General features: G+C 57.9%; 24 protein-coding genes. 14 read left to right on the top strand and 10 right to left on the bottom strand.

Features of this window, described 5'->3' with window-relative positions:
- Positions 1-12 precede the first annotated feature (12 nt).
- Positions 13-831 (bottom strand): aldo/keto reductase, encoded by an 819-nt coding sequence (locus ACR0DX_RS18015; RefSeq protein WP_170356337.1) that lies wholly within the window; start codon positions 829-831, stop codon positions 13-15.
- Positions 832-977: 146 nt separating this feature from the next.
- Between ACR0DX_RS18015 and ACR0DX_RS18010 the strand changes: the two genes are divergently transcribed.
- The 3 genes from ACR0DX_RS18010 to ACR0DX_RS18000 are packed head-to-tail and all read left to right on the top strand — an operon-like array spanning position 978 to position 3658.
- On the top strand, positions 978-2558 hold the full coding sequence (locus ACR0DX_RS18010) for an acyl CoA:acetate/3-ketoacid CoA transferase (RefSeq protein WP_170356338.1): 1581 nt from the start codon (positions 978-980) through the stop codon (positions 2556-2558).
- Positions 2558-3322, top strand: coding sequence for an enoyl-CoA hydratase/isomerase family protein (locus ACR0DX_RS18005; RefSeq protein ID WP_170356339.1), 765 nt, complete (start codon positions 2558-2560; stop codon positions 3320-3322). Before ACR0DX_RS18010 ends, ACR0DX_RS18005 begins: the two co-directional genes overlap by 1 nt.
- A 24-nt stretch (positions 3323-3346) precedes the next feature.
- A complete protein-coding gene (locus tag ACR0DX_RS18000) occupies positions 3347-3658 on the top strand; it encodes a Dabb family protein (RefSeq protein ID WP_170356340.1) in 312 nt (103 codons plus the stop codon).
- A 20-nt stretch (positions 3659-3678) separates the two neighbouring features.
- Here the strand turns inward: ACR0DX_RS18000 and ACR0DX_RS17995 are convergent, their stop codons facing one another.
- Genes ACR0DX_RS17995 through ACR0DX_RS17980 form a run of 4 tightly spaced genes read right to left on the bottom strand, consistent with a single transcriptional unit; the run spans position 3679 to position 7615 of the window.
- Positions 3679-4539 carry a sugar phosphate isomerase/epimerase family protein gene (locus ACR0DX_RS17995; protein ID WP_170356341.1) on the bottom strand — a complete coding sequence of 287 codons (861 nt, stop codon included), beginning with the start codon at positions 4537-4539 and terminating at the stop codon, positions 3679-3681.
- 5 nt (positions 4540-4544) lie between these two features.
- Positions 4545-5693 carry a dihydrodipicolinate synthase family protein gene (locus tag ACR0DX_RS17990; protein ID WP_170356342.1) on the bottom strand — a complete coding sequence of 383 codons (1149 nt, stop codon included), beginning with the start codon at positions 5691-5693 and terminating at the stop codon, positions 4545-4547.
- A 9-nt stretch (positions 5694-5702) separates the two neighbouring features.
- Complete coding sequence (locus ACR0DX_RS17985; protein WP_170356343.1) at positions 5703-6473, bottom strand: 3-ketoacyl-ACP reductase; 771 nt, start codon at positions 6471-6473, stop codon at positions 5703-5705.
- Positions 6470-7615 (bottom strand): acyl-CoA dehydrogenase family protein, encoded by a 1146-nt coding sequence (locus ACR0DX_RS17980; RefSeq protein ID WP_170356344.1) that lies wholly within the window; start codon positions 7613-7615, stop codon positions 6470-6472. Before ACR0DX_RS17980 ends, ACR0DX_RS17985 begins: the two co-directional genes overlap by 4 nt.
- Positions 7616-7773: 158 nt before the next feature.
- Here ACR0DX_RS17980 and ACR0DX_RS17975 point away from each other — a divergent pair, with 158 nt between their 5' ends.
- From ACR0DX_RS17975 to ACR0DX_RS17965, 3 genes are read left to right on the top strand one after another with little or no spacing between them, the layout of a single operon-like run.
- Positions 7774-8790 carry an aldo/keto reductase gene (locus ACR0DX_RS17975; protein ID WP_170356345.1) on the top strand — a complete coding sequence of 339 codons (1017 nt, stop codon included), beginning with the start codon at positions 7774-7776 and terminating at the stop codon, positions 8788-8790.
- Positions 8787-9239: a MaoC family dehydratase gene (locus ACR0DX_RS17970; protein WP_170356346.1), complete on the top strand. Its 453-nt coding sequence runs from the start codon at positions 8787-8789 to the stop codon at positions 9237-9239. Before ACR0DX_RS17975 ends, ACR0DX_RS17970 begins: the two co-directional genes overlap by 4 nt.
- Before the next feature lie 47 nt (positions 9240-9286).
- Positions 9287-9670 (top strand): GlcG/HbpS family heme-binding protein, encoded by a 384-nt coding sequence (locus tag ACR0DX_RS17965; protein WP_170356347.1) that lies wholly within the window; start codon positions 9287-9289, stop codon positions 9668-9670.
- 60 nt (positions 9671-9730) lie between these two features.
- On the opposite strand, the gene rtcR is transcribed toward ACR0DX_RS17965, so the two are convergent.
- The gene (rtcR, locus tag ACR0DX_RS17960) at positions 9731-11299 is read right to left on the bottom strand and encodes an RNA repair transcriptional activator RtcR (RefSeq protein ID WP_170356348.1); all 1569 of its coding nucleotides are present in this window, start codon (positions 11297-11299) and stop codon (positions 9731-9733) included.
- 173 nt (positions 11300-11472) lie between these two features.
- On the opposite strand from rtcR, the gene ACR0DX_RS17955 reads away from it, so the two are divergent.
- Entirely contained in the window at positions 11473-13029 is a 1557-nt protein-coding gene (locus tag ACR0DX_RS17955) for an RNA-binding protein (protein WP_170356349.1), read from the top strand.
- 480 nt (positions 13030-13509) lie between these two features.
- Positions 13510-14919 carry an RtcB family protein gene (locus ACR0DX_RS17950; RefSeq protein WP_480846934.1) on the top strand — a complete coding sequence of 470 codons (1410 nt, stop codon included), beginning with the start codon at positions 13510-13512 and terminating at the stop codon, positions 14917-14919.
- A gap of 155 nt (positions 14920-15074) precedes the next feature.
- On the opposite strand, the gene ACR0DX_RS17945 is transcribed toward ACR0DX_RS17950, so the two are convergent.
- Positions 15075-15407 (bottom strand): YegP family protein, encoded by a 333-nt coding sequence (locus ACR0DX_RS17945; protein ID WP_170356350.1) that lies wholly within the window; start codon positions 15405-15407, stop codon positions 15075-15077.
- A 144-nt stretch (positions 15408-15551) separates the two neighbouring features.
- Positions 15552-16175, bottom strand: coding sequence for a TetR/AcrR family transcriptional regulator (locus ACR0DX_RS17940; RefSeq protein ID WP_170356351.1), 624 nt, complete (start codon positions 16173-16175; stop codon positions 15552-15554).
- Between the two features lie 128 nt (positions 16176-16303).
- On the opposite strand from ACR0DX_RS17940, the gene ACR0DX_RS17935 reads away from it, so the two are divergent.
- Genes ACR0DX_RS17935 through ACR0DX_RS17915 form a run of 5 tightly spaced genes read left to right on the top strand, consistent with a single transcriptional unit; the run spans position 16304 to position 20757 of the window.
- Positions 16304-17356: an extracellular solute-binding protein gene (locus tag ACR0DX_RS17935; RefSeq protein WP_170356352.1), complete on the top strand. Its 1053-nt coding sequence runs from the start codon at positions 16304-16306 to the stop codon at positions 17354-17356.
- A 2-nt stretch (positions 17357-17358) separates the two neighbouring features.
- The gene (locus tag ACR0DX_RS17930) at positions 17359-18204 is read left to right on the top strand and encodes an ABC transporter permease (protein ID WP_170356353.1); all 846 of its coding nucleotides are present in this window, start codon (positions 17359-17361) and stop codon (positions 18202-18204) included.
- Positions 18201-18974: an ABC transporter permease gene (locus ACR0DX_RS17925; RefSeq protein ID WP_170356354.1), complete on the top strand. Its 774-nt coding sequence runs from the start codon at positions 18201-18203 to the stop codon at positions 18972-18974. Before ACR0DX_RS17930 ends, ACR0DX_RS17925 begins: the two co-directional genes overlap by 4 nt.
- Positions 18971-20020 (top strand): ABC transporter ATP-binding protein, encoded by a 1050-nt coding sequence (locus ACR0DX_RS17920; protein WP_170356355.1) that lies wholly within the window; start codon positions 18971-18973, stop codon positions 20018-20020. Before ACR0DX_RS17925 ends, ACR0DX_RS17920 begins: the two co-directional genes overlap by 4 nt.
- Positions 20020-20757, top strand: a complete 738-nt coding sequence (locus ACR0DX_RS17915; RefSeq protein ID WP_170356356.1) for an MBL fold metallo-hydrolase — start codon at positions 20020-20022, stop codon at positions 20755-20757. The genes ACR0DX_RS17920 and ACR0DX_RS17915 overlap by 1 nt, the downstream gene beginning before the upstream one ends.
- 5 nt (positions 20758-20762) lie before the next feature.
- On the opposite strand, the gene ACR0DX_RS17910 is transcribed toward ACR0DX_RS17915, so the two are convergent.
- Both ACR0DX_RS17910 and ACR0DX_RS17905 read right to left on the bottom strand, forming a co-directional pair.
- Positions 20763-22421, bottom strand: a complete 1659-nt coding sequence (locus tag ACR0DX_RS17910; RefSeq protein ID WP_170356357.1) for an amidohydrolase — start codon at positions 22419-22421, stop codon at positions 20763-20765.
- A 15-nt stretch (positions 22422-22436) separates the two neighbouring features.
- A complete protein-coding gene (locus tag ACR0DX_RS17905; RefSeq protein ID WP_170356358.1) occupies positions 22437-23219 on the bottom strand; it encodes a carbon-nitrogen hydrolase family protein in 783 nt (260 codons plus the stop codon).
- A 130-nt stretch (positions 23220-23349) separates the two neighbouring features.
- Between ACR0DX_RS17905 and ACR0DX_RS17900 the strand changes: the two genes are divergently transcribed.
- Positions 23350-24258 (top strand): LysR family transcriptional regulator, encoded by a 909-nt coding sequence (locus ACR0DX_RS17900; protein WP_170356359.1) that lies wholly within the window; start codon positions 23350-23352, stop codon positions 24256-24258.
- The last annotated feature ends 5 nt before the right edge of the window (positions 24259-24263 follow it).

Here is a 24263-nt window from a genome sequence, read left to right as displayed (position 1 = left end):
CCGCTTTTTTCTTTAGTCCCAATCGGGGGCCCAAGGCACCAAGTCTTCTGTGACGATCCGATAGCCTGCCTGGGTCATCGAGTCGATCCGATCCATATCGACGTTGGACAAGATGAAATCCATCACGTCAAAATTGGCCTGAATGTTGGCGCGTTTTGTAGACATTGTGTTGATCGGCACACCCTTTTGCAAAATCCAACGCAATACGACCTGTCCTGCGGTTTTTCCGTAGCCTTGACCTATCTCGGCAAAAATCGGGTGCTTGAAAACCTCTCCGCGCGCCACCGAGCAATAGGACGACAAAGGGATGCCCGTTTCAGAGGCGGCTGCCAGAAGCACATCTTGGTTCAGCAGCGGGTGAAACTCGACCTGATTGGACACGATCGGTGTTTCGATGATCTTGACTGCGTCTCGCATCATCTGCGCGGTATAGTTTGAGACGCCGATGTTCTTTGCCAGACCCTTTGCATGAGCCTGTTCAAGCAATGTCAAAGATGGCGCGATGTCGCCCCCTATAGGTGGCCAGTGCAGCAGCAGGACGTCCACGTAATCAAGGCGGAGCTTCTTCAGGCTTTCTTCCACGGATGGCAGGAACGCGTCGTCACTGAAATTGTCCGGATGCACTTTGGTCGTGACGCACATTTCATCTCGTTTCAGGCCGATCTCGGCCAGTGCGTCACCAGTTTCCTTCTCATTTTCATACATTTGAGCGGTGTCAAAGGACCGATACCCGATCTCGGCTGCGATCGCCATCGAATCGCGAAGTTCTGCTCCGGTCAGGGGGAATGTACCGAAGGTACGCTGATAGGTGTTTTGAAAATAGATGTTCACGGTGATCCTCCCAAAGAACAAACTCAACAAGTAACTTATTAGTTACTTGAGGTTCGGTCAATTCCCTTGTTTTGGTTATTTTTGTTGCTTTTCGGTGCACCTGAAGGCATAACTTATAACCAATTAGTTACTTTCGTGAGGATCGCATGAGCAAGCAGATGACGGCACGCGAAGCGGCAAATCTTGTACCCGATGGTGCGACGGTCGCGGTGAATTCTTCAAGTGGTTTGTGTTGTCCGGATGCAGTTCTGAAAGGTCTTGGCGAGCGCTTTGATGAAGAGAGTGCGCCAACAAATCTGACGACCATTCATCCCATAGCTGCAGGTGACTTTTTTGGCACGAAGGGGGTAGATCATATCGCCAAACCGGGTCTGCTAAGTCGGATCATTGGCGGTTCTTACCCATCGGGGCCGAGCAATGCGGAACCGCCGCTTGTCTGGCAGATGATCACGGGCGAACAGGTGCGCGCGTATAACGTACCGTCGGGTATTATCTTTGACATGCTGCGCGAGGCTGCCGCCAAACGTCCGGGTGTCCTGACCAAAGTTGGTATGGAAACCTTTGTCGACCCCGAGATCGAAGGCTGCGCAATGAACGCCGCTGCCCGTGCCGAGCCCATCGTGAAACGGATGGAGTTCGAAGGCGAAGATTGGCTGTATTTCAAATCAATGGCGCCGAATGTGGCGATTATTCGAGCAACCACAGCCGATGAAAAAGGTAACCTGAGTTTCGAACACGAGGGGGCCTATCTGGGCGCGATGGAGATGGCCCTGGCAGCGCGCAACAACGGTGGCGTGGTGATTGCTCAGGCCAAACGCATCGCGGCGGCAGGAAGTATCCGACCACATGACGTGCACGTACCCGGTATTTTGATCGACGCGATTGTCGAAGCGCCCGACCAGTTACAGACCACGGCTACGGAATATGACCCGGCAATTTCGGGCGAATTGACCCGCCCGATCGAAAGCTTTCGAACGGCCGACTTCAACGTCGGGAAAGTCATAGCGCGCCGTGTTGCGAATGAGTTGAAGGATGGTTGGGCCGTAAATATCGGGTTCGGCATCTCGGCCAACGTTCCGCGTATTCTGGTCGAAGAGGGTTTGCATGGCTCGGTCACGTGGATGATCGAGCAAGGCGCGGTTGGCGGGGTTCCATTGTTGGATTTCAAATTTGGCTGTTCCGCCAATGCCGAGGCCTTCGTGCCGTCGCCACATCAGTTCTGTTATTTCCAGGCGGGCGGGTTTGATGCCTCGCTGCTGTCTTTCCTCGAGGTGGACAAACACGGCTCGGTCAACGTCTCGCGTCTGTCAGCCATTCCGCACCGGACCGCCGGAGCAGGAGGGTTCGTGGATATCACAGCGCGGGCGCGCAAGATCGTTTTTTCTGGCAACTTCAACGCAGGAGCCAAGATGACCATTGAGGATGGTCAGCTGAAAATTCTGAAAGAGGGGAAAGTGGCCAAGTTTGTGGATGAGGTCGATCAAATCTCATTTTCAGGTAAGCGGGCACAGATGCAGGGGCAGGACGTGACATACGTGACCGAGCGCTGCGTGATCAAGCTGACCGAAAAGGGCCTTATGGTGACCGAGATCGCGCCCGGGCTGGACCTGCAACGCGATATTCTGGATCAGGCGGCGACACCCTTGTTAGTTTCAGATGACCTTGTCCGGATGGACGCGGCCCTGTTTGACCCAGCCCTGTTGGGGCTGCAACTCGCGGCGGGCTAATGGAGCATTTCCTTCTGGATATTCGGGACGGCATCGCGCGGTTGACCCTTAACCGCCCCGAGCGCCTGAACGCCATGGATGAGGCGATGATGGATGCGCTCATGGCGCTGTGCCGTCAGATCGAACACACCCAGGACGCGCATGTTGTGATCCTGACCGGTGCGGGAAAGGCGTTTTGCGCAGGGGGCGATATCGACGCGTGGTCCAGCCAGTCGGCGGACACCTTCGGCCGCCATTGGCTCCGCGATGGGCATCAGGCGCTGGATGCCCTGACGCGGCTGCGACAGCCTGTGATTGCGGTGTTGAACGGGCATGTTTTGGGCGGTGGTCTGGAACTTGCGGCGTGCGCCGATTACCGCATTGCCGAGGATCACATTCGGATCGGACAGCCTGAACCGGGGCTGGGGATCATTCCCGGCTGGTCCGGCACTCAGCGCGCGGTCCGGCGGTTCGGTGCCCAGCTTGTCCGGCGCATGGCGCTGTTCGGCGAGCAGCTCTCGGCCCATGATGCGTTGACTGCGGGGATTGTGGATCAGGTCGTCGAAAAAGGGCAGGGCCTTTCCGCTGCGGATGAGCTGGCCAACCGGATGCGCCATCGAGGGCCGGTGGCGACAGAGCTTGTAAAAATGCTGATCAACGCCGCTGAGGGCGAGGAACGTGAGCGTGTTTTCGAAGCGCTGGCAGGTCGGATCGCCGCCGTCCAACCCGAGTTGAAAACCGGTTTGGCCGCGTTCAAGGATCGCAAAAAACCTGATTTCTGGTAAGCATCAAATCATGAGGGCCTAAATATGATACGTCACCTTGTTCACCTGCGCTTTAAGGACGACGTGTCCGACGAAGAAAAGGCCACGCTCTATCGGGATCTGGCCGGTCTTTCTGGTCATATCGAGGGCATTCTGGATTTCCAAAGCCGAAGCAATGTGTCGGTCGAGACCGATCTGGTGCGGGGCTTCAATGACATGTTCTGGTTTGACTTCCGCGACGAGTCCGTGCGCGATGTTTATTTGGTCGACCCTGCGCATCAGGAGGTCGGAAGCCGGATCGTGGCCAAAACGGTCAATGGCCCGGACGGTGTATTCGTGTGTGATATCGAGGTGTAGAAGACGCGGCTAAACCAAGGTCAGCAACAGGTGCGGAACCGGTCCACGATCACGTCCAATACCTCGTTTGGGTCGCGTTTCCACCAGTTGCCGGCCGAGAAGATCTCGACTTCGCACAGCCCTGTGTAGCCTGCTTGTTCTACAGCGGAGCGTAGGGCCCGAAGATCCGCGACACCGTCGCCCATCATGCCGCGATCCAGCAGGATATCCGTGGTATCGGCCAGCCAGTCACACAGGTGATAGCCCAGAATGCGCCCGTTCGCGCGTCGCGCCAATGTATCGGCCAGCGTGGTGTCCCACCAGACATGATAAACGTCGACGGCAACGCCCACATTCGGCGCGCCTGTCGTATCGCAGACATTCAAAGCATCTGCTGCTGTCATCAGGCAAGTGCGGTTGCCCGCGGTGGCGGGGTTCAGCGGCTCAAGCGCCAGGTTTACGCCGCGGTCGGCCGCATAAACTGCGGCCCGTGCGACGCGGTCCGCCAGGATTTTCTGGCTGTCCAGAACGCCCTTGGTGCCAGGCTCTGGTCCGCCCGTGACAATGGTTAGGACATCCGTGCCAAGCCCTGCGGCCTGATCGATGGAGAGGTAAAAGTCATCCATGATCTGCTGGTCCGAGGGCAGCGCCAGTGGTCCGGTCAGGAATGGAGTCCGGCATAGGCCAACCACTTGCAGCCCGGCAGCGCGGACCCTGTCGCCGATCTCGGCCTCGCGTCCGCCCAGTTCTCGCCGCCAGAAGGTGATGCCTCCATACCCACGCGCGGCACAGGCGTCGATGATCTGCTCGGGTGACCATCCCGCACCAAACCCGTCCAGATTATGGCCCAGCGTCGCGGTATTCAGCGCGAGTGCAGAATGATCCTGCGAGAAATCGCGCATCTGGATCAGACCCCGTAGAGTTTCAGCATGTGGCGCATCCGTTCGACTGCCAGATCGGGATCGCGCAGCAAACCGCATTCGTCAGCCATTTTAAAACAGTCAGTAAAATAGGGCAGAGACCGCGTTGCCTGCGCCCCATTCAGCATGATGAAGTGATCCTGAAACCCGTTCAGCCAGGCCAGGAATACTACGCCCGTTTTATAATATTGTGTGGGTGCCCGAAAGATATGACGCGCTAGCGGCACAGTGGGGTCCAGCGTGGCGCGAAAGGTTGCCGCGTCACCTTCGCTCAGTTTGCTGACCGCATAGGCGGCCGCTGGGGCAAGTGGATCGAAGATTCCAAGCAAGGCATGAGAATATCCCTGATCATCACCTTCGATCAGTTCGGGGTAATTGAAATCGTCGCCGGTATACATCCGAACGCCAGCGGGAAGGCGGCGACGCAAGATGACCTCTTTTTCAGCGTCTAGCAGCGAGATTTTGATCCCGTCCACCTTGTCTGCATTTGCGCTGATAACGGTCAAAGTGGTGTTCATCGCATCTTCAAACGCGTCGGAACCCCAGTACCCCGTCAGTTGTGGATCAAACATCTCTCCCAACCAGTGCAGGATGACCGGTTCGTCACAGGCGGCCAGAACATCGCTGTAGACCGAGATATAGTCCTCTGCACCCCTGGCAACCCTGGCCAGCGCACGCGATGCCATCAGGATAATGCGACCGCCAATCTTTTGGATAGCTTCGACCTGCTGCAGGTAGGCGCGGCGCACGTCGTCCAACGTCTTGGCATCTGCAGGATCAAGGTGGTCGGTGCCGCACCCATTCCCAACCAAGGCATCCGGCAGTTCCTCTTTGGTGCGCCGGATCAGTTCCAATGCGCCTGTCCAGTCCAGACCCATGCCGCGTTGGGCGGTATCCATCGCTTCGGCAATGCCCATCCCCATATCTGCAAGATAGCGTCTGAACTCCAACGTCTTTTCCCAGTCCACATGGGCTGGACCCGTGGGGTCGTGGTCGCCGAACGGGTCTGCGACCACATGCGCCGCAGAATACAGCACCCGTGCGGAATTCGGCGTCAGTTTCGAGGGCGCAACCGGTGTGCCTGTCAGGTGATAGTCCTGCAAAGCGCCGGTTGTATCGGGAAGCTGAATTTTCATCGAAACACCTTAGAACCGAGGGACCAGCATACCGGCATCCGCCGAGATCGCCTGTCCGGTTGTGTAGGGAAGCTTGCCGCTGGCCAACGAGGCTATGATGCGCCCCATATCTTCGGGCTGGCCGACGCGGGGAAACAGGGTCAGGCCATCTTTGGCGCGCTGATCATACATCTCGATCACCGGTGCGGTCATGTCGGTCGAGATCAGTCCGGGCTGCACGTCATAGACGGCGATATTCTCTTGGCCCAACCGCACTGCAAAGGTTTTTGAGATCATCGCAGCGGCTGCTTTCGAGGCGCAGTATTCCGCACGCGGCGCCGCCACCGCCACGGCGTTGGATGAGGTGACATTAACGATGCTGTGGAACGCGTTGGCGTCGCGCGTGCGGCTTAGCAGCCGCTTGGTGAAGGCTTGCGACAGAAAGAACATCGCTTTGGTATTCACAGCCATGCAGCGATCATAGCTTTCTTCGGTCACTTCAAGAAGATCACCGCGTTGCATAACGCCAACGCCTGCATTGTTCACCAAGGTCGTAAGCGGGCCGATTTCTGCCTCGATTTCCGCCAGCTTGCTATCGTGTACGGCGATATCGGACACGTCGAAAGGTGCCGTGACGACCGGTACGCCCATGGCGCGAATGGTTTCTGCGGCAGCTGCAAGTTCGTCATCCGCAACGGGGCCGTTCAGGGCGATCGAGAACCCCTCTTGCGCCAGTGCAACCGCAGCTGCCAAACCGATCCCACGGGACGACCCGGTCACAAGTGCGGCCTGAGGTGTCATGCTGCGGCCCCTTTCGCCAATAGCTCTCGTGCGATGATCATACGCTGAATTTGATTTGTGCCTTCGTAAATCTGCGTGATCTTGGCGTCCCGGTAAAGGCGCTCGACTTCGAACCCCCGGATATAACCTGATCCGCCAAACACCTGCACCGCGTCCGAGGATCGCTGCACGGCCATATCCCCAGCAAAACACTTGGCCATCGAGCACGCCTTGGTCGCATCCAGCCCGGCGTCGATCTTGTAAGCGGCTGAATGTACCAGCAGCCGGGCCGCTTCGACGTCTTTGGCAATATCGGCCAACAGCCATTGAACGCCCTGGAAGTCCGCAATTTGCTTGCCGAATTGCTTGCGCTGTTGGGCATAATCAGTGGCGGCCTCCAAGCCGGCCTGACCAATCCCAACGGCCAACGCAGCTATGCCGACGCGACCCTTGTCCAGCACGCTCATCATCATGTGGAACCCGCGCCCCTCAGTGCCCAGCAATGCGTCGGCGGGTAGTCGGACATCGTCAAAGGACAGGGGGCCAACCTGACTGGCGCGCTGGCCCATCTTGATCTCTTTCGGTCCGCGCGTCACACCTGCTGCTTGAAGGTCGACGACAAAGATCGACATGCCGCGATGACCGGCTTCGGGATCCGTTCTCGCAAGGACAAAGCCCATATCAGCCACGGGCGCGTTGTGAATCCAGATTTTACCGCCGTTCAGAACCCAACTGTCCCCATCGCGCACGGCGGTTGTTCGGATGCCGGACACATCCGTGCCAGCCTCGGGTTCCGTGATACAGTAAGCGGGGCGCAATTTGGCAGCCAGCAGGTCAGCCAACCACTTACCTTGTTGGTCCGCGGTGCCGTGGCGCACCAGCAAGGTGGTGACCAGCTCCAGCAATCCACACTGATCCGCAATGGACGCATAGCCGCGCGAAAGCTCTTCCATCACCAGCGCGTAGGTGATCGTGTCAAAGCCGGGTCCGCCCATTTCTTCTGGAACGCAGATTCCAAACAGACCCAGTTCGGCCATTTGGTCGTAGATTTCGGCTGGAAAGCGGGAATCCCGATCCAGCTCTTCGGCCAGTGGTCGGATCACATTGTCGGCAAACTGGCGGGTCATGTCCCGGACCTGAATGTGGGTTTCCGTGAGAAACATAGTTGCGCCCCATAATGTAACTAATCAGTTACTAATATGCGTTGCACCCTTGCTGCGTCAAGTGGGTTGATCGCGTCAGTCGATTGCGATAAATAACCAAACAGTTACTTATTTGAAGTGCAGTTGGGCGGGCGTAGGCTTGCTTTAGGGAGGCTTGCATGAATCCGAACACAAAAAACAAATTTGGCCGCGTCGATCTGGAGGTTACCGCATTTGGCTTTGGTACCGCGCCCATCGGGAACATTTTTCGTGAGATCGACGAAGAGACTTCGGATGCGATGATCCAGCATTCGTGGGACAAAGGCGTTCGGTATTTCGACACCGCGCCGATGTATGGCCACGGGCTTTCGGAATTGCGAACAGGCCAAAGCCTGCGCTGGAAGAACCGGGACGATTATGTGTTGTCATCTAAAGTTGGCCGCGTACTGAAACCGGCCAAACGCAGTGATATCAATTTTGAACCGTGGACCAATGCGGCCCCATTCACGATGCATTTCGATTATACTTATGACGGTGTTATGCGATCCTTCGAGGACAGCCTGCAGCGCATGGCGCTGGAGCGGATGGATATTTGCTTCATCCACGATATCGACGTTTTTACCCGAGGCGACGAACAGCCTGAAGTGTTCAGACAGGCGATAGATGGGGCTTGGAAAGCACTGGAATCTTTGCGCGATCAGGGTGTCGTCAAAGCCATTGGCGTTGGGGTGAATGAATGGGAGGTCTGCCACGCCGCACTCGAGCAGCGAGACTTTGACTGTTTTCTGTTGGCCGGGCGCTACACGCTGCTAGAACAGGATGCATTGGATAAGTTCTTGCCTTTGTGTGAAGAACGTGGCGCTGCCGTGGTTGTAGGCGGTGGTTTCAACTCGGGCATTCTGGCAACGGGCGCCAAAGACGGGGCCAAATATAACTACGCTCCAGCCCCGGCCGAGATTATGGAAAAAGTTCGTAAGATCGAGGCGGTCTGTGCAGACTACGACGTACCATTGCCCGCTGCTGCATTGCAATTTGTTGTAGCGCACCCGGCAGTTCCCACCTTTATGGCAGGCACCCGCACGGTCGAACAACTGGACCAGAATCTCAACTGGTTCAGCCACGACATTCCGGCTGCCTTCTGGGCGGATCTGAAAGCCAAAGGGTTGTTGCGCGAGGACGCGCCTGTTCCACAATGACCAAAGGGCTTTCGGCGGGGCAATACGGGTATAACGACCTAAAGGTCGGCGACGTGATGAAAACCGGTTCTGCGACTATCACGACGGACTTGATATCGTCCTTTGCTGACCTGACCGGAGACAAATACGCCTTGCACATCGACGACGACGCGGCGCGCGGGCTGGGGTATAAGGCCCGCGTTGCTCATGGGCTGTTGGTGCTGTCGGTTGTCGATGGGCTCAAGTTTCAATCGGATGCGAAGCCGGCAGGTCTGGCATCGCTTGGGTGGAACTGGCGTTTTGAACAGCCTGTCTTTGTCGGAGATGAGATCAGAGCAGAGTTGACTGTAACCGCGAAACGCCTGACGTCATCGCAAAGCCGCGGCATCATCACGTTTCAGTTCAATGTGCTCAATCAACACGATCAAATAGTGCAATCGGGCACCAATGATCTGATTTTTGACCTGTAGGTGGAGGCGATATGGTTGTTTCGATCCCTAGGCGCGTAATTTCCCAGATGGCGGCAAATAAGGCTGTCCAAACGGCCTTGGCGTTTGCTGATGAAAACGGGTGGAATGTCGCTGCGATCGTGGTCGACCTGAACGGGGATATGATCGCGGCGGGCCGCATGGACAAAACCCCCGCAGCCGTTATGGCGTTCGCAATGGATAAGGCCCGAACAGCTGTGTTGGGCAAACCCACAACCGAATTCGCCAAGCGTATGTTGTCCAGCGCCGAATTGAACCTTGGCATGGTCAACCGTCCGGGTCTATGTGCTTGGGACGGTGGCTTGCCGATCCGCGAGGATGGCGAGTTGATAGGTGCAATCGGTGTGTCGGGGGCGGCCGGACCTGACGATGTTAAATGCGCCACAGCAGGCTTGGCGTCTATTGGGCTATAATTCGGCAGTGTTTGCACGCAGGACATTCACGAACAAAAGAGTCACGGGCACGTCTGTCTTTCACGCCGATAATGCGTCCCATTCCAAACCGAACTTTTGCAGGTATTTGCGTAAACGATCTGCGTCGTTTTGGGTTGTCCTCTTTTGACGGGATACGGCAAATAGTGTGCGGCCTGCCGCGCTGAGGCTAGGCGAATTGCGGCATGTTTGAATTACCTTGGCCAGTTGGGCCAGATCGAACGGATCGATATCGTCGACCGCCGGTCCCAGAAGATCCCTGACCAATGCAAACTCGGCATCCTGCGCCGAGGCGCGCCAGTCAGATTGCAGGGTCCGGATTTCCTCGGTCACCATGGAACGCGTTATGCGCCCTCTAGGCGCTAGGGTGCACAACCGTTTCACTGAACTGCTAAAATCGCGGAAGTTTCCCGGCCACGGAGTCGCGGGGTTGGTGGCGAACCGGACGAAAGCGTCGCGTGCGTCGACATTGAAGCCGACCTGAGTACCCATTGACCGTTCAGCCCGCCCCAGTTCGAAAGCAAGATTGGCCTCGACATCTTCGCGGCGGTCGCGCAACGCAGGCAACGTGAAGCTCCACATATTCAGACGAGCCAGCAAGTCAGAGCGAAAAGCGCCTTCGGCGGACAACCCTCGCAGATCTCGGCTTGCGCCTGCTATGACCTGAAACCGGGTGGACACCTCGTGATCCGAGCCCAAAGGATAGAACCGCCCCGTTTCAATTGCATGCAACAGGATTGATTGTTCGTTCCATCCAAGTTCGTCAATCTCATCCAGAAACAGAACACCCCCATCCGCTTCACGCAATAGCCCGCTGCGTTCTGTTCCTGCCTGACCCGTAAAACTGCGCCGCTGCCCAAACAGTGTTGCCATGGCATCGGGGCCATTCAATGTGGCGCAATTGACGTGAACCATCCGGCCCTTGACCCGCCGCCGATCCAATTTGAGGTTATAGATCCGCTGGGCCAGTTCTGTCTTTCCGGTGCCGGTTTCTCCTAGCAACAGGATGGGTTCGTTCGAGTTGCTGGCGATCAGCTCTATCCGGTCAATCAGCGCGTTATATCGCGGATTGCACGTTTCAATTCCGCCCTTCAATTGGTCGCTGTATTCGCGGGACAATTGGTCGAAGCGCTGCTGCAGGGCGTTGTACCTGCTGAGGTCAAGGTCAATGATGTCGAACTTAGGGATGGCGTCATCCGGTCCGGGTGGCCCGGTCTGGATCAGTCGCGCGGGGATGTGGCGACTTTCAGTAAGCAAAAACCAACAGATTTGTGCCACGTGGGTGCCGGTGGTCAGATGGACATGATACTGCTCGCGATCTTCGTCGAACCCATAGGCGCGGGCAAAGTCGAAAAGCTTGCCGTAGACCTCCTGAAAATCCCAAGGATCGGCCAGGTCCATACGATGCAACAGAACTTCGGTTTGGGGTGACAGCTCTTCGATCTCGCGTTTTACCTGATGGGCGAGGCGATTGAACTTGTGGTCGTGCAGCAACTCAAGCCGATCGACGTTGAAGTGGTCATGGATGGTCAAGCTGGGCGTCGGTTTCCAGCGCCGCTTCTTGCCCATGTCCAGCTGCGTTCCTAGGAATCCAATGACAACGTTTTTCATAGTCTATCTAAATTTATATTTTACGATCTCATTGTATCGTAACGCTGGTTATGATTTTCATCAATAGTCAGAAAAATTAATTAAAAACAATAAGATACGACGTTTTTCTTTTCTTTTCTTATCGTGAGGCGTTCCGTGCCAAAACATCCTCACAAACCAATGAGGATAAGGAAATGGCGAACAAATCCGTGTTTGCATCGTTGAAGGGCCGGTTGCTGTCAAAGGCAACTGCAGTGAACGCTCGTGGCGCTCCGGCTTATGCGTATTCCGATGCCCATGCTCTGGCACAGGTCGCCGTGACCGGGACCTTCGGGGGCATGTTCTATCAGTCGCCGCAGGAAGAACTGGAATACGTTCTGGATGTGGCTGAAACCGTTGAGCCAAAGTACCTAGCGCAGGCTGCGATCTATGCCCGTCAGTCGGGATATATGAAGGACATGCCCGCTGTCTTGCTGGCTGTTCTGGCCCGGCGTGATCCGGTTCTGTTTCGGGCGGCTTTCGCTCGTGTGGTCGATAACGGCAAGATGCTGCGAACGTTCGTGCAAGTTATCCGGTCGGGTCAAACGGGGCGTAAATCTCTGGGGTCGGCACCGAAAGCGATGGTGCAGACCTGGTTGAACACAGCGTCTGACCGAGCGCTGCTGAATGCCAATATCGGGAATGACCCGTCTTTGGCGGACGTGATCAAAATGGTGCACCCGAAACCGGCCTCGGCCGAGCGGGAGGCGCTGTTTGCCTGGATCGTCGGGCGGCCGTGCAATCTGGCACGGCTGCCGCAGGCCCTGAGGGATTGGATCGCGTTTCGGGAAACCGGCAAGGGTCCGTTGCCGGATGTGCCGTTTCAGATGTTGACGCAACTGGAGCTGACGCAGGCCCAATGGGCGCGGATTGCGCGCAAGGGCTCGTGGCAGATGGTGCGGCAGAACCTGAACACGTTCCAGCGTCACGGCGTTTTCGACGTGGCCCGCAACGTGGATCACGTGGCTGCTTTGTTGCGCGACCCAAAAGCCATCGCCAAGGCACGGGCCTTTCCGTACCAATTGATGGTGGCCTCGCAAAACGTGGTGCCGGAAATGCCGCGCCTGATCGCGGACGCGCTGCACGACGCGATGGAGGTCGCCGCGCAGAATGTGCCGCAGGTTGCGGGACAGGTGGTTGTGTGCCCGGACGTGTCGGGCTCGATGACGTGGTCCGTGACCGGGTATCGTCCGGGGGCGACCTCGGCCGTGCGACACGTGGATGTGGCGGCGCTGGTGGCGGCGTCCTTCCAACGGGTGAACCGCGGGTGTCAGGTGTTGCCGTTCGATTTCGACGTGCGTGATGTGCGTCTGGAGCCGCGCGACACGATCCTGACCAATGCCGAGCGTCTGGCCGCACTGGCCGGAGGTGGGACGAACTGTTCCGCGCCGCTGGCTTGGTTGAACAAGCGCGGTCGCGCGCCGGATCTGGTGGTGTTCGTGTCTGACAACCAGTCGTGGGTGGATGCCCGCGCTGATGGTCAGGCCACAGCGATGTTGAAGGAATGGGAGGTGATCAAGCGTCGCAACCCGAAGGCCAAGCTGGTCTGCATCGACATCGCCCCATACGGGACTACGCAGGCGCAGACGCGTGCCGATGTGTTGAATGTCGGCGGGTTCTCGGATGCGGTCTTTGACCAGATCGCGGCTTTTGCCAGCGGTCAAACCGGCCCGGATCATTGGGTCGCTGAGATCGAAAAGATCGACGTATAAACAAGGCTCGGGCGGTGCGCCGCCTCGGCCATCAGAACAACATCAGGCAGAATGCCGGTGGGACTACATCGCTGTTACCGATCCGCGCCCGTTGCGGGCGCTGTCTCACCACCCCTTGTCTGCCTGACCCGAACAAAAGGACGTATCTCGGCGAATGCCGGTGGAACTACAGATTTCGACTCTCCAGGTCGCGGGTTCGAATCCCGCTCGTCCGAGCCCCACGGGGGACGGACGGTAGCTCAGTCGGGTAGAGCAGGGCGTTTCACCAAACTCTTGTCGTCGAGACCCAAAACGAAAGGACACCCCCGGCGAATGCCGAAGGAACTACATGGCTCAACAGGGACAGGTCGAGCGGGTTCAACTCCCCTCCGTGCCGGCGCCCAGACGGCAAACGCATCTGCCAATTAAGATGCGGGGCGGGCCTCCCGAACTGTTTCTTCCCCACTTGTCGCCGGGGCCTGAATTTGAGTGAATATGATGATGGAAAACACATTTGATCCCGTAACGGGCGAACACCTGAAAGACTGGGGACATCGCCCGAGCAAGCAATTCCCCGCCCTGCTGGCGCGCGCGAATGAGATGCGGGCCGAAGGCTTCGGTCTGGTGCGCATCCGGCAGGAGCTGGAGGGCGAGATCCCTCCGATCCCGCCAACTATGGACCTGCGCGCGCCCGGTGAGGTGCAGTTTCACGAGAATATCGACGCCAGTGACCCGGATGAGGAAGACAATGTCGACAAAGTCCGCGAAACGATGACCGCGCTGATGCGGACCCCGACGATTGAGGCCGGGGCGATTATGCCCGATGCCTGTCCGGCCGGTCCGATCGGCACGATCCCGGTTGGCGGCGTCGCGGCGGCACGCAATGCGATCCATCCCGGGATGCATTCGGCCGACATTTGCTGCTCGGTCATGATCACCGATCTGGGGAATGCTGACCCAAAGGCCGTGCTGGATGCGGCGCAGTCAGTGACGCATTTCGGACCAGGCGGTCGACCGCAGGGCAAGCGCTTCACAACCTCGCTGAAGCTGCTGGATGCGTTCCGTGAAAATCCGTTTCTGGACAACCCGAAATCGCTGCGCATGGCGCAGGAGCATATGGGGACGCAAGGCGACGGGAACCATTTCCTGTTTGTCGGCCGGTCGCGCAAAACCGGGCGGACGGCGATTGTGACCCATCACGGCTCGCGCGGGCCGGGGGCAGTTCTGTATAAGAACGGCATGGCCGTCGCGCATCGCTTCCGCAAGGAGCTGTCGCCGGGTACGCCGAAGCAAAACGCCTGGATTCCGGCTGACACGCAGGAGGGGCGCGACTATTGGGATGCCCTGCAACTGATCCGCAAATGGACCAAAGCCAACCACAACGCGATCCATCAAGCAACGGTTGAGGTCGCGCGTGTGGGCGATGTCGGGGACCGGTATTGGAACGAACACAACTTCGTCTTCAAACGGGGCGATCTGTTCTATCACGGCAAGGGCGCAACCCCAGCGTGGGGTGATTATGCCGCCGATGCGACCGGGCTGACACTGATCCCGCTGAACATGTCCGAGCCGGTGCTGGTCGTGCGCGGCAAGGATGCAGCTCACGGTCTGGGCTTCAGCCCACATGGGGCGGGGCGGAATTTCTCGCGTTCCGAACATAAGCGCCGGATGGGGTCCGTCACGCCGGATGAGATGTTGAAGGCGGAAACCGAAGGTCTGGATATTCGCTTCCATGCCGGCGGTGTGGATGCCTCGGAACTGCCGTCCAGCTATAAAAGCGCGGACAGCGTCGTGGCACAGATCAAATCCTATGATCTGGCCGAGATCGAGGATTATATCGACCCCTACGGCTGCATCATGGCCGGTGATGTGCCGCCGTTCTGGAAAAACAAGAAGAAAGGCCGCAGGTAGCTGCGGCCTTCGTCATTTGTACGCGTTGGTCGGGATTTTGATGAAGCCCTCATTTGTATCTAGCTCGGTCGTTCCCGAAAGCTCTAGTCAGCTATGCTTCGCCAGCTGGTTGGGGTAATAACCAGCCCGGCCAACGTCTGCGGGTCGCAGTTGATTTAGGTTAAATCCTCAACCCGTGCGTCAGGTGCATTTCGTTTAACGGATTCGATCCCGTTGTCGCGTGCAGAGGTGGTTGTGTAGCTTTCGCTTGTGCCGATTACCTGACCATTGCTGGCTTTCAGATTGAACATATGGCCACCGGATTTGGTTTCCTTTCGTTCGAATCTTTCGTCGCTTGGTGCGTTTGTCTTGACGGATGAAATACCGTTCTCGGCGCTTGCTTTCTGGACATAGCCTTCGCTGGCCAGAATGATCTCACCGTTTCCGGCTTTCAGCCGAAACCTGAACTCTCCAGCCTTGTCTTTGTAAATCTCAAATTTGCCAGCCATGTGATATCCCTCAATACTATTGCAATCCTTGCTTGCGATGTTGCTACGTTTGCAACGCGGCAACAAGAGTTTTCAGGATATTCAGGGTTTGCACGTGACTAGAGCCGAGATTCATCAAAGACGAGCCGCGATTGCATTGCCCGTCTAATCAGAATTTACCGCAATCAAATGAGCGATTGGTAGGATTTGCGCCGCGATTTGATCTCTGAGTTGCGCGAGTGTCATATCGTCATTCTTGACGAATTCGACGAAAGCCTGATTCAGGGCATTGAAGATCAGCGCACCCAAGTCCGACGCAACAAGGCTTTGGCGCACTTGGCCCCGGTCTTGCAGGGCGGCGATCAACTCGGTCACTTGTGCCGCGAGGCGGCGATCCTGCTCGGCGTAGCGCCGACCGCTTGGCGTATTGGGGTGCTCGATTGAGTGCGCGATCGCCGTACGCCACATCTCTTTCGAGAGATATTCGAGGGAGTGGTCGTAATACTGGTAAATCAGACCCAGGATCGCGTCCTCGACGCGTAAAGGCGGATTCGCCAGGATCGGCGCGCCCGCTGTGATGACCTCTTCGACCTCCATGGCGACCGTGGCGATCAGGATGTCCCCTTTGGTTTCATAGTAGTTGTAAACAGTGCCGACCGAGACCTCGGCCATCTCAGCCAGATCTTCGATTTTCACGGACCGATACCCGTGTGACCGGAATTTCGCAGACGCAGCTTCCAGGATGCGCCGCTCGCGCGCCGCCTTTTGCCGCTCTCTTAATCCTGCCATTTGGAAAAACGACCTCGTTTGGCATAAATCTAAGTTTAGAGTTGACTACAAAGGTGAGGCTGTTCAAGTTTTTTGTGACAGACCCGGAAAAAAACAGGGCAAACCGAAATCAACAGGAGATGAAACGAATGCAAATTGGACGTAAAATCCTTGGTGCGTCGGCGCTGGCCCTGATGGCTGGTACGGCCTGGGCCGAAGGCGAACTGAATGCTCTGGTGTGGTGCGACCATACCGATCCCGAACTGATCGCTCCGTTTGAGGCGAAGCACAACGTCAAGGTCAATCTGCGGGAATACGAGGGAACGGGCGCGGCACTTGCGCTGCTGGAGCAATCCAGGCCCGGCGACTGGGACGTGCTTGTGGTCGACGGGATCGATGTGTTCCGCGCAGTCGAGGCCGGTGTTCTGGCCCCACTGCCCGAGGGCGCGGTCTCGACTGCGGATTACTTCCCCGAAGTCGTCATGGCCGAAAACAACACAGTTGACGGCGTGACCTATGCCGTGACCGAGAAATTTGGCTACAACACGATCTCTTACAACTCGGCCAAGGTCGATCCCGCAGACATGGAAAGCCTGAGCACTGTCTGGTCCGAGAAATATGACGGGCGGATTTCGATCTATGACTACTACCTGCCCGTGATGGGGCTGGCCGCCATTGCCGAAGGCATTGCGACGGACGCAATTGGCGCGGGAGATTTGGCAAAGATCGATGGTGTCCTTTCAACCATGCGAAGCCGAGCTGCCTCAGTCGCGGGGGTGGTTGCGGCGCAAACGGCACTGGCGACAGGCGAAGTAGATATCGTTGTGGGTGGGGGTGAGTGGCTGACGGCCGTGCTCGCCTCAGAACAGCCGGAACTGACATGGACCATCCCCAAGGAGGGCGCGGTTCGCTGGGCGCAATCCATCGGCGTGGTCGAGGGGGCCAGTAACCCCGATCTGGCGGTTGAGTTCATCAAGTACGTCACCAGCCCCGAAGGGCAGGCCCGTCTGGCGACGTCTTCGTGCTTTTGGGGAATGCCTGCAAATGCCAAGGCCGGAGACGTTCTGACCGACGCACAAAAAGACATCCTGCGCTGGGATCAACAGCCTGACTATCTGGCGTTGACACAGCTTTACCCTGCACCGGATGCAGATCTGGACATCGAAATGCAGGATCTGTGGCTGGAAACTCTGCAGCAGTGAACATGTCCAAGGACCAGGTCCGCGGCTGGGGCTTTGTAACCCCGGCCCTGCTGTGGACCATCGCCTTTTTCATCGTGCCTTTCGTTGTGATGGGCGCGATGAGCCTTGCTTCGCTTGAAGGGCGAACGCTTGTTTGGGATCTGTCACTGGCCAACTACGCCAAGCTGCTTGAAAAGAAATATCTATGGCGGGCGATCCTGGTTTCGCTGGAAATCACACTGACGGTGACGGTGATCTCGGTCGTGCTGGCATATCCGCTGGCCTGGATCATTGCCTTTCGTGTGTCACCGCGCTGGCAGCGCCTGGCCCTGCTACTGGCAATCCTTCCGTTCTGGACCTCCTATGTGGTGCGCTCCTATGCATGGTTGCTGGTTCTGGCGCGTGAGGGCGTAGTGAACGAGACCCTGATGTGGATCGGAGCCATCGCCGAGCCGATCACGCTGGCCAATACGCGCTTTGCTACGGTGACTGGCTTTGTGCATTTCTTTGTGATGCTTCTGACCCTGACGATCTATGCCAACCTGATCCAGCTGTCCCCGAACTATCGCCGGGCCGCAATGGACCTTGGCGCCAACGCGTTTCAGACCTTCCGGCACGTGATCTTGCCGCTGACTCTGCCCGGTATCGTCACCGGAGCATTCTTGACCTTTGTCCTATGTATCGGTGACTACGTCACGCCGCAGATTCTGGGCGGCAACACCGAACTGACCGTGCCACAGGTCATCATGGTGCAACTGGGACGGCGTGCGGATTTCCCGCTGGCTTCGGCGCTGGCCATTGTCTTGATGAGCATCGTCGCGCTGGCCTATTTGCTGTCCGCCCGCTGGTTAAGGCTTGACCGGTTATGATGCGCTTTCTGCCCTGGGCGTACCTGATCGCCGCTTTTGTCTTTATCTACCTTCCGGTGGGCGTGCTGGTCCTGTTCTCGTTTCAGGAAGGATCGTTGCCTGTGCCACCGTTCAACGGGCCGTCCCTGCAATGGTACCAGACCATTCTTCGGGACGAGGATTTGATGGCAGCGCTGCGCAATTCGATCCTTGTCGCGTTCGGGTCGTCTGCGGTTGCCGTGGCGCTTGGGTTTCTGGCGGCATACGGGCTTGCGCGGCACGTTCTGCCGGGATCGGCCCTGATCCGAGGACTGCTGATCGCCCCCCTGACGGTCAGCTACCTGATCGTCGGGCTGGGCCTGCTGATCGTTCTGACGCGCTCGGGCTTTGGCGTTTCGCTTTGGACCGCAGCGATCGGGCATGTGGTCATCAACTTGCCGCTGGCCTTCGCCATCATCTATGCCTCGATGGGAGCACAACAGCAAAACGCCGAACGCGCCGCCCGTGATCTGGGCGCGTCCGAGCCCAAGGTGATCGCGTTGGTGACAATACCGATGTTACTGCCCTCGATTGCGGCAGCCTTTTTCTTGTCGGTCACGCTCAGCTGGGATGAGTTTATTATCTCCTTCCTGCTTACCCGCTTCGACGTCACCTTGCCGGTTGAAATCTGGTCGCTGCTCAGGTCGGGCCTGTCGCCGCAACTGAACGCAATCGGCAGCTTTGTCTTCCTGATTTCAGTTGCGGTTGTGCTGCTGCTGGAACTCACCATCTTTCGGAAAGGCCGCCAATGACCGCGTCTGTCACGTTTTCGGGTCTCAATCACTGGTTCGGTCAGTTTCAGGCGCTGTCCGGGATCGACTTGCAGATCGAGGCCGGTGAATACGTGACTCTGCTGGGCCCGTCCGGCTGCGGTAAGACCACTCTTTTGTCGATCTTAGGGGGGTTTCTTGAGCCTACACAGGGCCGCGTCCTGATCGGCGGTCAGGATATGACCCGTGTAGCGCCGGTCAAACGTCCCACGACCACGGTGTTTCAGGATTATGCCCTGTTTCCGCACATGTCCTTGCGCGACAATGTTGGCTTTGGCCTGCGTATGAGCGGTATGGGTCGGAAAGACCGCCACGCACGCGCCGAACAGATGCTGGACCTGGTTGGCCTGAAGGATGCGGCGCTCAAACGTCCGCATGCCCTGTCCGGTGGGCAACGACAGCGCGTCGCCCTAGCGCGGGCGCTGGCCGTCAACCCGGACGTTCTGCTGCTTGACGAACCGCTGGGCGCGCTGGACCTTAAGCTGCGGCGATCCATGCAGGATGAGTTGAAAAGCATTCAGCAACAGATCGGCACAACTTTTGTCCATGTTACCCACGATCAGGAGGAAGCCATGGCGATTGCCGACCGGATCGTGGTTATGAGCCGGGGCCGGATCGAAGATCACGGTACCCCGGACCGGGTCTACCGCTATCCGGCAACCCTGTTCACGGCGGATTTCATGGGCGAAAATAACCACATTTCAGGTGTGAAATCCGGGGCGGGTGTTGAAACGCCGTTTGGACTTTTGCCAACCCTGAACGCCCCGGCCTCGACCAAAGCCGCAATCTGCCTACGCCCCGAGGATATCCGCGCCGACGATCAAGGATCATTCCCGATGGGGCAGGCCACGGTGACTGCGGCGGCGTTTTTCGGAACCTATTGCCGGGCGCACCTGTCGCCGGCCTGTGCCCCGGACCTGAGCCTAACGGCCTATCTGGCCCCTGACCGCTCTTGGGCGCAGGGCGATGTGGTATTGTTATCCGCAGATGTCGAGAATTTTCGCCTGTTCGAACCGGAGACCCCCTGATGCAACGCGCGCAACCGCAGGATTGGTACCGCACCACCCGCAAAGGTGAAGACGTCACCTTGATCGATGAGCCTTTCATCACGCCTTTCTATCGTTGCAACATGTGGCATGTGCGTGGGCGCGACCGCGATATGCTGGTCGACAGCGGCATGGGCGTTGTGTCACTGCGGACATGGGTGCCTCTGGTGACCGAACGTGCGTTGACGGCGGTCGCAAGCCACACCCATTTCGACCATATCGGCTGTCATCATGAGTTTGAGGATCGCGCGGTCCACAGGGCCGAGGCCGATATTCTGGCCAACCCGACGCGCGTGGCGACGCTGGCTGATCCTTATGTGACGGACGAGATTTTCGACTGCCTGCCGCCCTTGCCCTACCGATCCGACACATATGCGGTCAGCGGTGCGCAGGCGACGCGATTGCTGGACGATGGCGATATCGTCGATCTTGGGGACAGGCATTTCGAGGTGATCCACACGCCGGGTCATTCGCCGGGCGGAATTGCCTTGTGGGAGGCCGCGACAGGCATCCTGTTCTCGGGCGATATTGTCTATGATGGCGAGTTGATCGAAGACACCTATCACAGCAATGCCCAGGACTACTACCGCTCGATGGTGCGCTTGTATGATTTGCCGGTGGAAACCGTGCATGGGGGTCACTTTCCCAGCTATGGCCGAGACCGCCACCGCGAAATCATTCGCGCGTGGTTGGATGGAAAGAACGCGTCGACGGCGTAAGGCTTTCAGTTTTTCGCCATGTAGGTCACGACCCCGTTGCAGATCGTAGCCTCAACGGCGGTGTCGCCTGCGTTTCTATCCGTCAGCACCCGGTCCAGAACTACGATATCAGCTAGCATGCCGGGGGCCAGACGCCCGAACTGATCATCGCGGCGGCAGGCATATGCCCCTTCGCTGGTATAGGCGGCTAGGGTATCTTCAAAACTCAGTCGCTCGTCCTTTTGATCGGCGTCCCAGACCTGCCGGGTCAAGGCGATGTCGATCCCGGTCAAAGGTGGCAGGGCGGCAATCGGCCAATCGCTTGAGAAACAGATACGCGCACCCGCCTCTTTGAGCGTCCGCCACACATAGGCGTCAGGCCATTGGTCCCTGCCGATGATCGAGGCCAGAGGCTCTAGCGGGAAATCCCCGCATCCCGGCGGATGCGGCGGCATGAACGAGGCGACCACATCAAGCGCGGCAAAGCGGGGCCGGTCTGCAGGGTCGAGCAATTCGATATGTTCCACCCGGTGCCGATTACCCTGTGGGCCGTTGGCAGAGTGGGCGGCCTCATAACCGTCCAACACCACGCGCACGGCTCCATCCCCAATGGCATGAACCGCGATCTGGAACCCGCGCTTGTCCAGTTCCACCGCCAGATCGGCAAATCGGGCCGGGTCATGCAGCGGCGCGCTTTTGTGGCCAAGTGTATCGGGGTAACCCCGCACCCGGTATCCGGTGTGCGCATCCAGCGTGCCGTCCATGAAAAATTTGACCCGGTTGCACCACAGCATCGGGCTGTCCAGCTTACGCCGCATCTGCTCGGCAATCTCGATGTTTTCGACGGGTTCGCCGGGCGTGAAGTGATAGGGTAGCTCAAGCCGGCAACACAGATCGCCTTCGGCTTCGATCTCTTGCAGAAGACTGGCCTGGTACAGGTTGCCGTCCATATTGATGATTGTCGTGATACCGTGCTGGGCGCAGTATTGCAGCCCTTCGCGCATCAATACCTTGTCGGCCTCGCGCTGAGCTTGCGTCACTTCTTGGGCCGGTTCGATCCCCTCCAGCCCCAGAACCTCACGCCCACCATGGCGGCCAAGCGCCTGTATCGTGGCAACGGCCGGAGGCTCAATCAGCGTGCCAGTGGCGATCCCGTCCGGGTCCAATTCAATATGCGAACCCGGTCCCAGATCGCGCGCCCGCAACACATCTGCAGCCTGTAGCGCCGCGGTATTTGCCCAGCCGTTGTGAAAATCCGCGCTTTGCAGCAACAGCGGGCGATCGGGGCATATCGCGTCAAGAATATGCCGGTCCGGATTTTGGCCACCGTCAAAACTCGCATAGGCCAGACCCTGTGCCACAAGCAGGTTGTCATCAGGGTTTTGTGCGGCAAATTCCTGAATGGCGCGGGTCAGTGCTGCAGTGCCCGTGATCGCCTCAAGCCGCAATACCTTCAGGGAATAGGCACCGAAAAACAGATGCATATGGCTTTCGACAAAGCCCGGCAGAACCGTTGCACCCTCGGCGTCGAGGACCCGAGTGTCGACGGTACATAATGCCTTGACCTCTTCCGTTGATCCAACCGCTGCGACCCGATCCCCCGACACGAATATCGCCTGCTGCCGAGGGCCACCGGGCTCCATCGTGCGCAGATCTGCATTCACGATCGCAAGCGAAGAGGTCATGCGCGCGGCTTTCAACTAGGGGTGGGTTAGGTTCAGCGCCACGGTGTCTGACAAATAGGGGTTCTCGTCGCGCGATTGGGCATAGGCACCTGGATCAATCGAAGCCGAGATCACCTGTCCGCCTTCCCCCGCAAAACCCAGCTGCTGACCGTCCGGGGCCACGATCGAGGACATACCCTGATAGGCATAGCTTTCGTCAGAGCCTGCGTGGTTGGCGTACACGACAAAGACCTGATTTTCAAAGGCGCGCACCGGCACAACCTGTTGCGTGATGAACGCTCCAGCTGGGCCTTCGGCCATCGCTGTTGGCACAATGATCACCTGCGCCCCGGCATGCGCCAACCGACGCACGTTTTCAGGAAATTCGATATCGTAGCAGATCAGAAAACCAAGGGTCAGACCGGCCATTGTGGTCATCACCAAGGACCGCTCGGGCGTCTGGAAGATACCTTTTTCATAGGGGCCATACAGACAGTTCTTGCGATAGATCAGCGGACTATCAGGGTCATCACGGTTGATGATCAAGGCGCTGATATAGCGGGCGTCGCCATCGGCCTCGGGGAAACCCGCGACAAGGCTGATGCCGCTGTCACGCACCGCCTGCGTCAACTGTTGAACCCATGGCCCATCTTTTGGTTGCGCCAGATCGCGCAGAACTGCACCGCGCCCGTATCCGGTGATGGCCAGTTCGGGCGCAACCAGCAGATCGGCATCCGAATCGTGCAAGGCCTGTTCGATTTGGGCTAACCGATCCTCGGTGCTGCCTCCGGCTTGCATCTGAAATGCGGCGATCTTCATGGCACTCGTCCCTATGTTCCGGCGCAGTTCGATCAAATTTTCAGCGCCCGCGGTCGCGACCGTATTCAGCGCGCCCGATTTTGCAAATAGTGCGTTGCAAAACGATACATTTCTCTGGCTCAATGCAAGGATGAAAATCACGGGTTCAGATATCCATCTTTTGACCGTTTTCGACAGTGTTGTTCGGAACCGGGGCTTCTCGGCGGCGCAGGTCGAGCTGGGCCTCAGCCAGCCCACGATCTCGAACCACATAACGGCGCTTGAAGAACGTCTGGGCGTGCGTCTGTGCCAGCGCGGGCGGCGCGGGTTTCTGCTGACTGAAAAAGGGCGGATGGTGCATCAGATCGGTCTGGCACTGATGGACTCGCTGGATCAGCATTCGACCCATCTGGCCGAGTTAAAGGGCAATCTGGTTGGGCGTCTAAAACTGGCCGTTGTGGACGCCACCACAACCGATGAGGCATTCAAGCTGCCGCAGGCGATCAAACAGTTCACCGAGGCTGCTCCGGCCGTGCGTATCGACCTTGTGATTTCCGAACCGCAAGATATTCAGCAAGGTGTACTGGACGGTACCTACCATATCGGGTTTGGTAGTTTTGACAATGTAAGCAATGGCTTAAGTCTGACCGACCTGTATCGCGAACATCACGCACTCTATTGTTCGGACACTCATCCGTTGTTTGGGGTTCCGGAACACGCCCTTGGTGATGATGCCATTGCCCAGCAGGCTTGGGTCCACCGCGGGTACTGGAACCAGCAAAGGCAAAAGACCCAGCATTCCTCGGACCGAGACCTTTTTGCGCAAGAAATCGAAGCGCAGCTGATCCTGATCCTCAGTGGGGCATATATCGGGTTGTTGCCGCTGCATCTGGCCTCGGGTTGGGAAAAGCAGGGGCGGTTGCGGCGCTTGCCCAACAGCAGCCGTGATTATTCTTGTCCCATGCAGATCGTCACACGGTCCGGAGCGGTACCTAAGGTAAATGGACTGTTCATCCAGACCCTTCAACAAATGTATGAGGGGGAATACATTGTTAAATGACAATG

The sequence above is a fragment of the Ruegeria sp. D3 genome (genome assembly GCF_056534465.1).
This window is presented reverse-complemented; position numbering and strand designations above follow the sequence as displayed.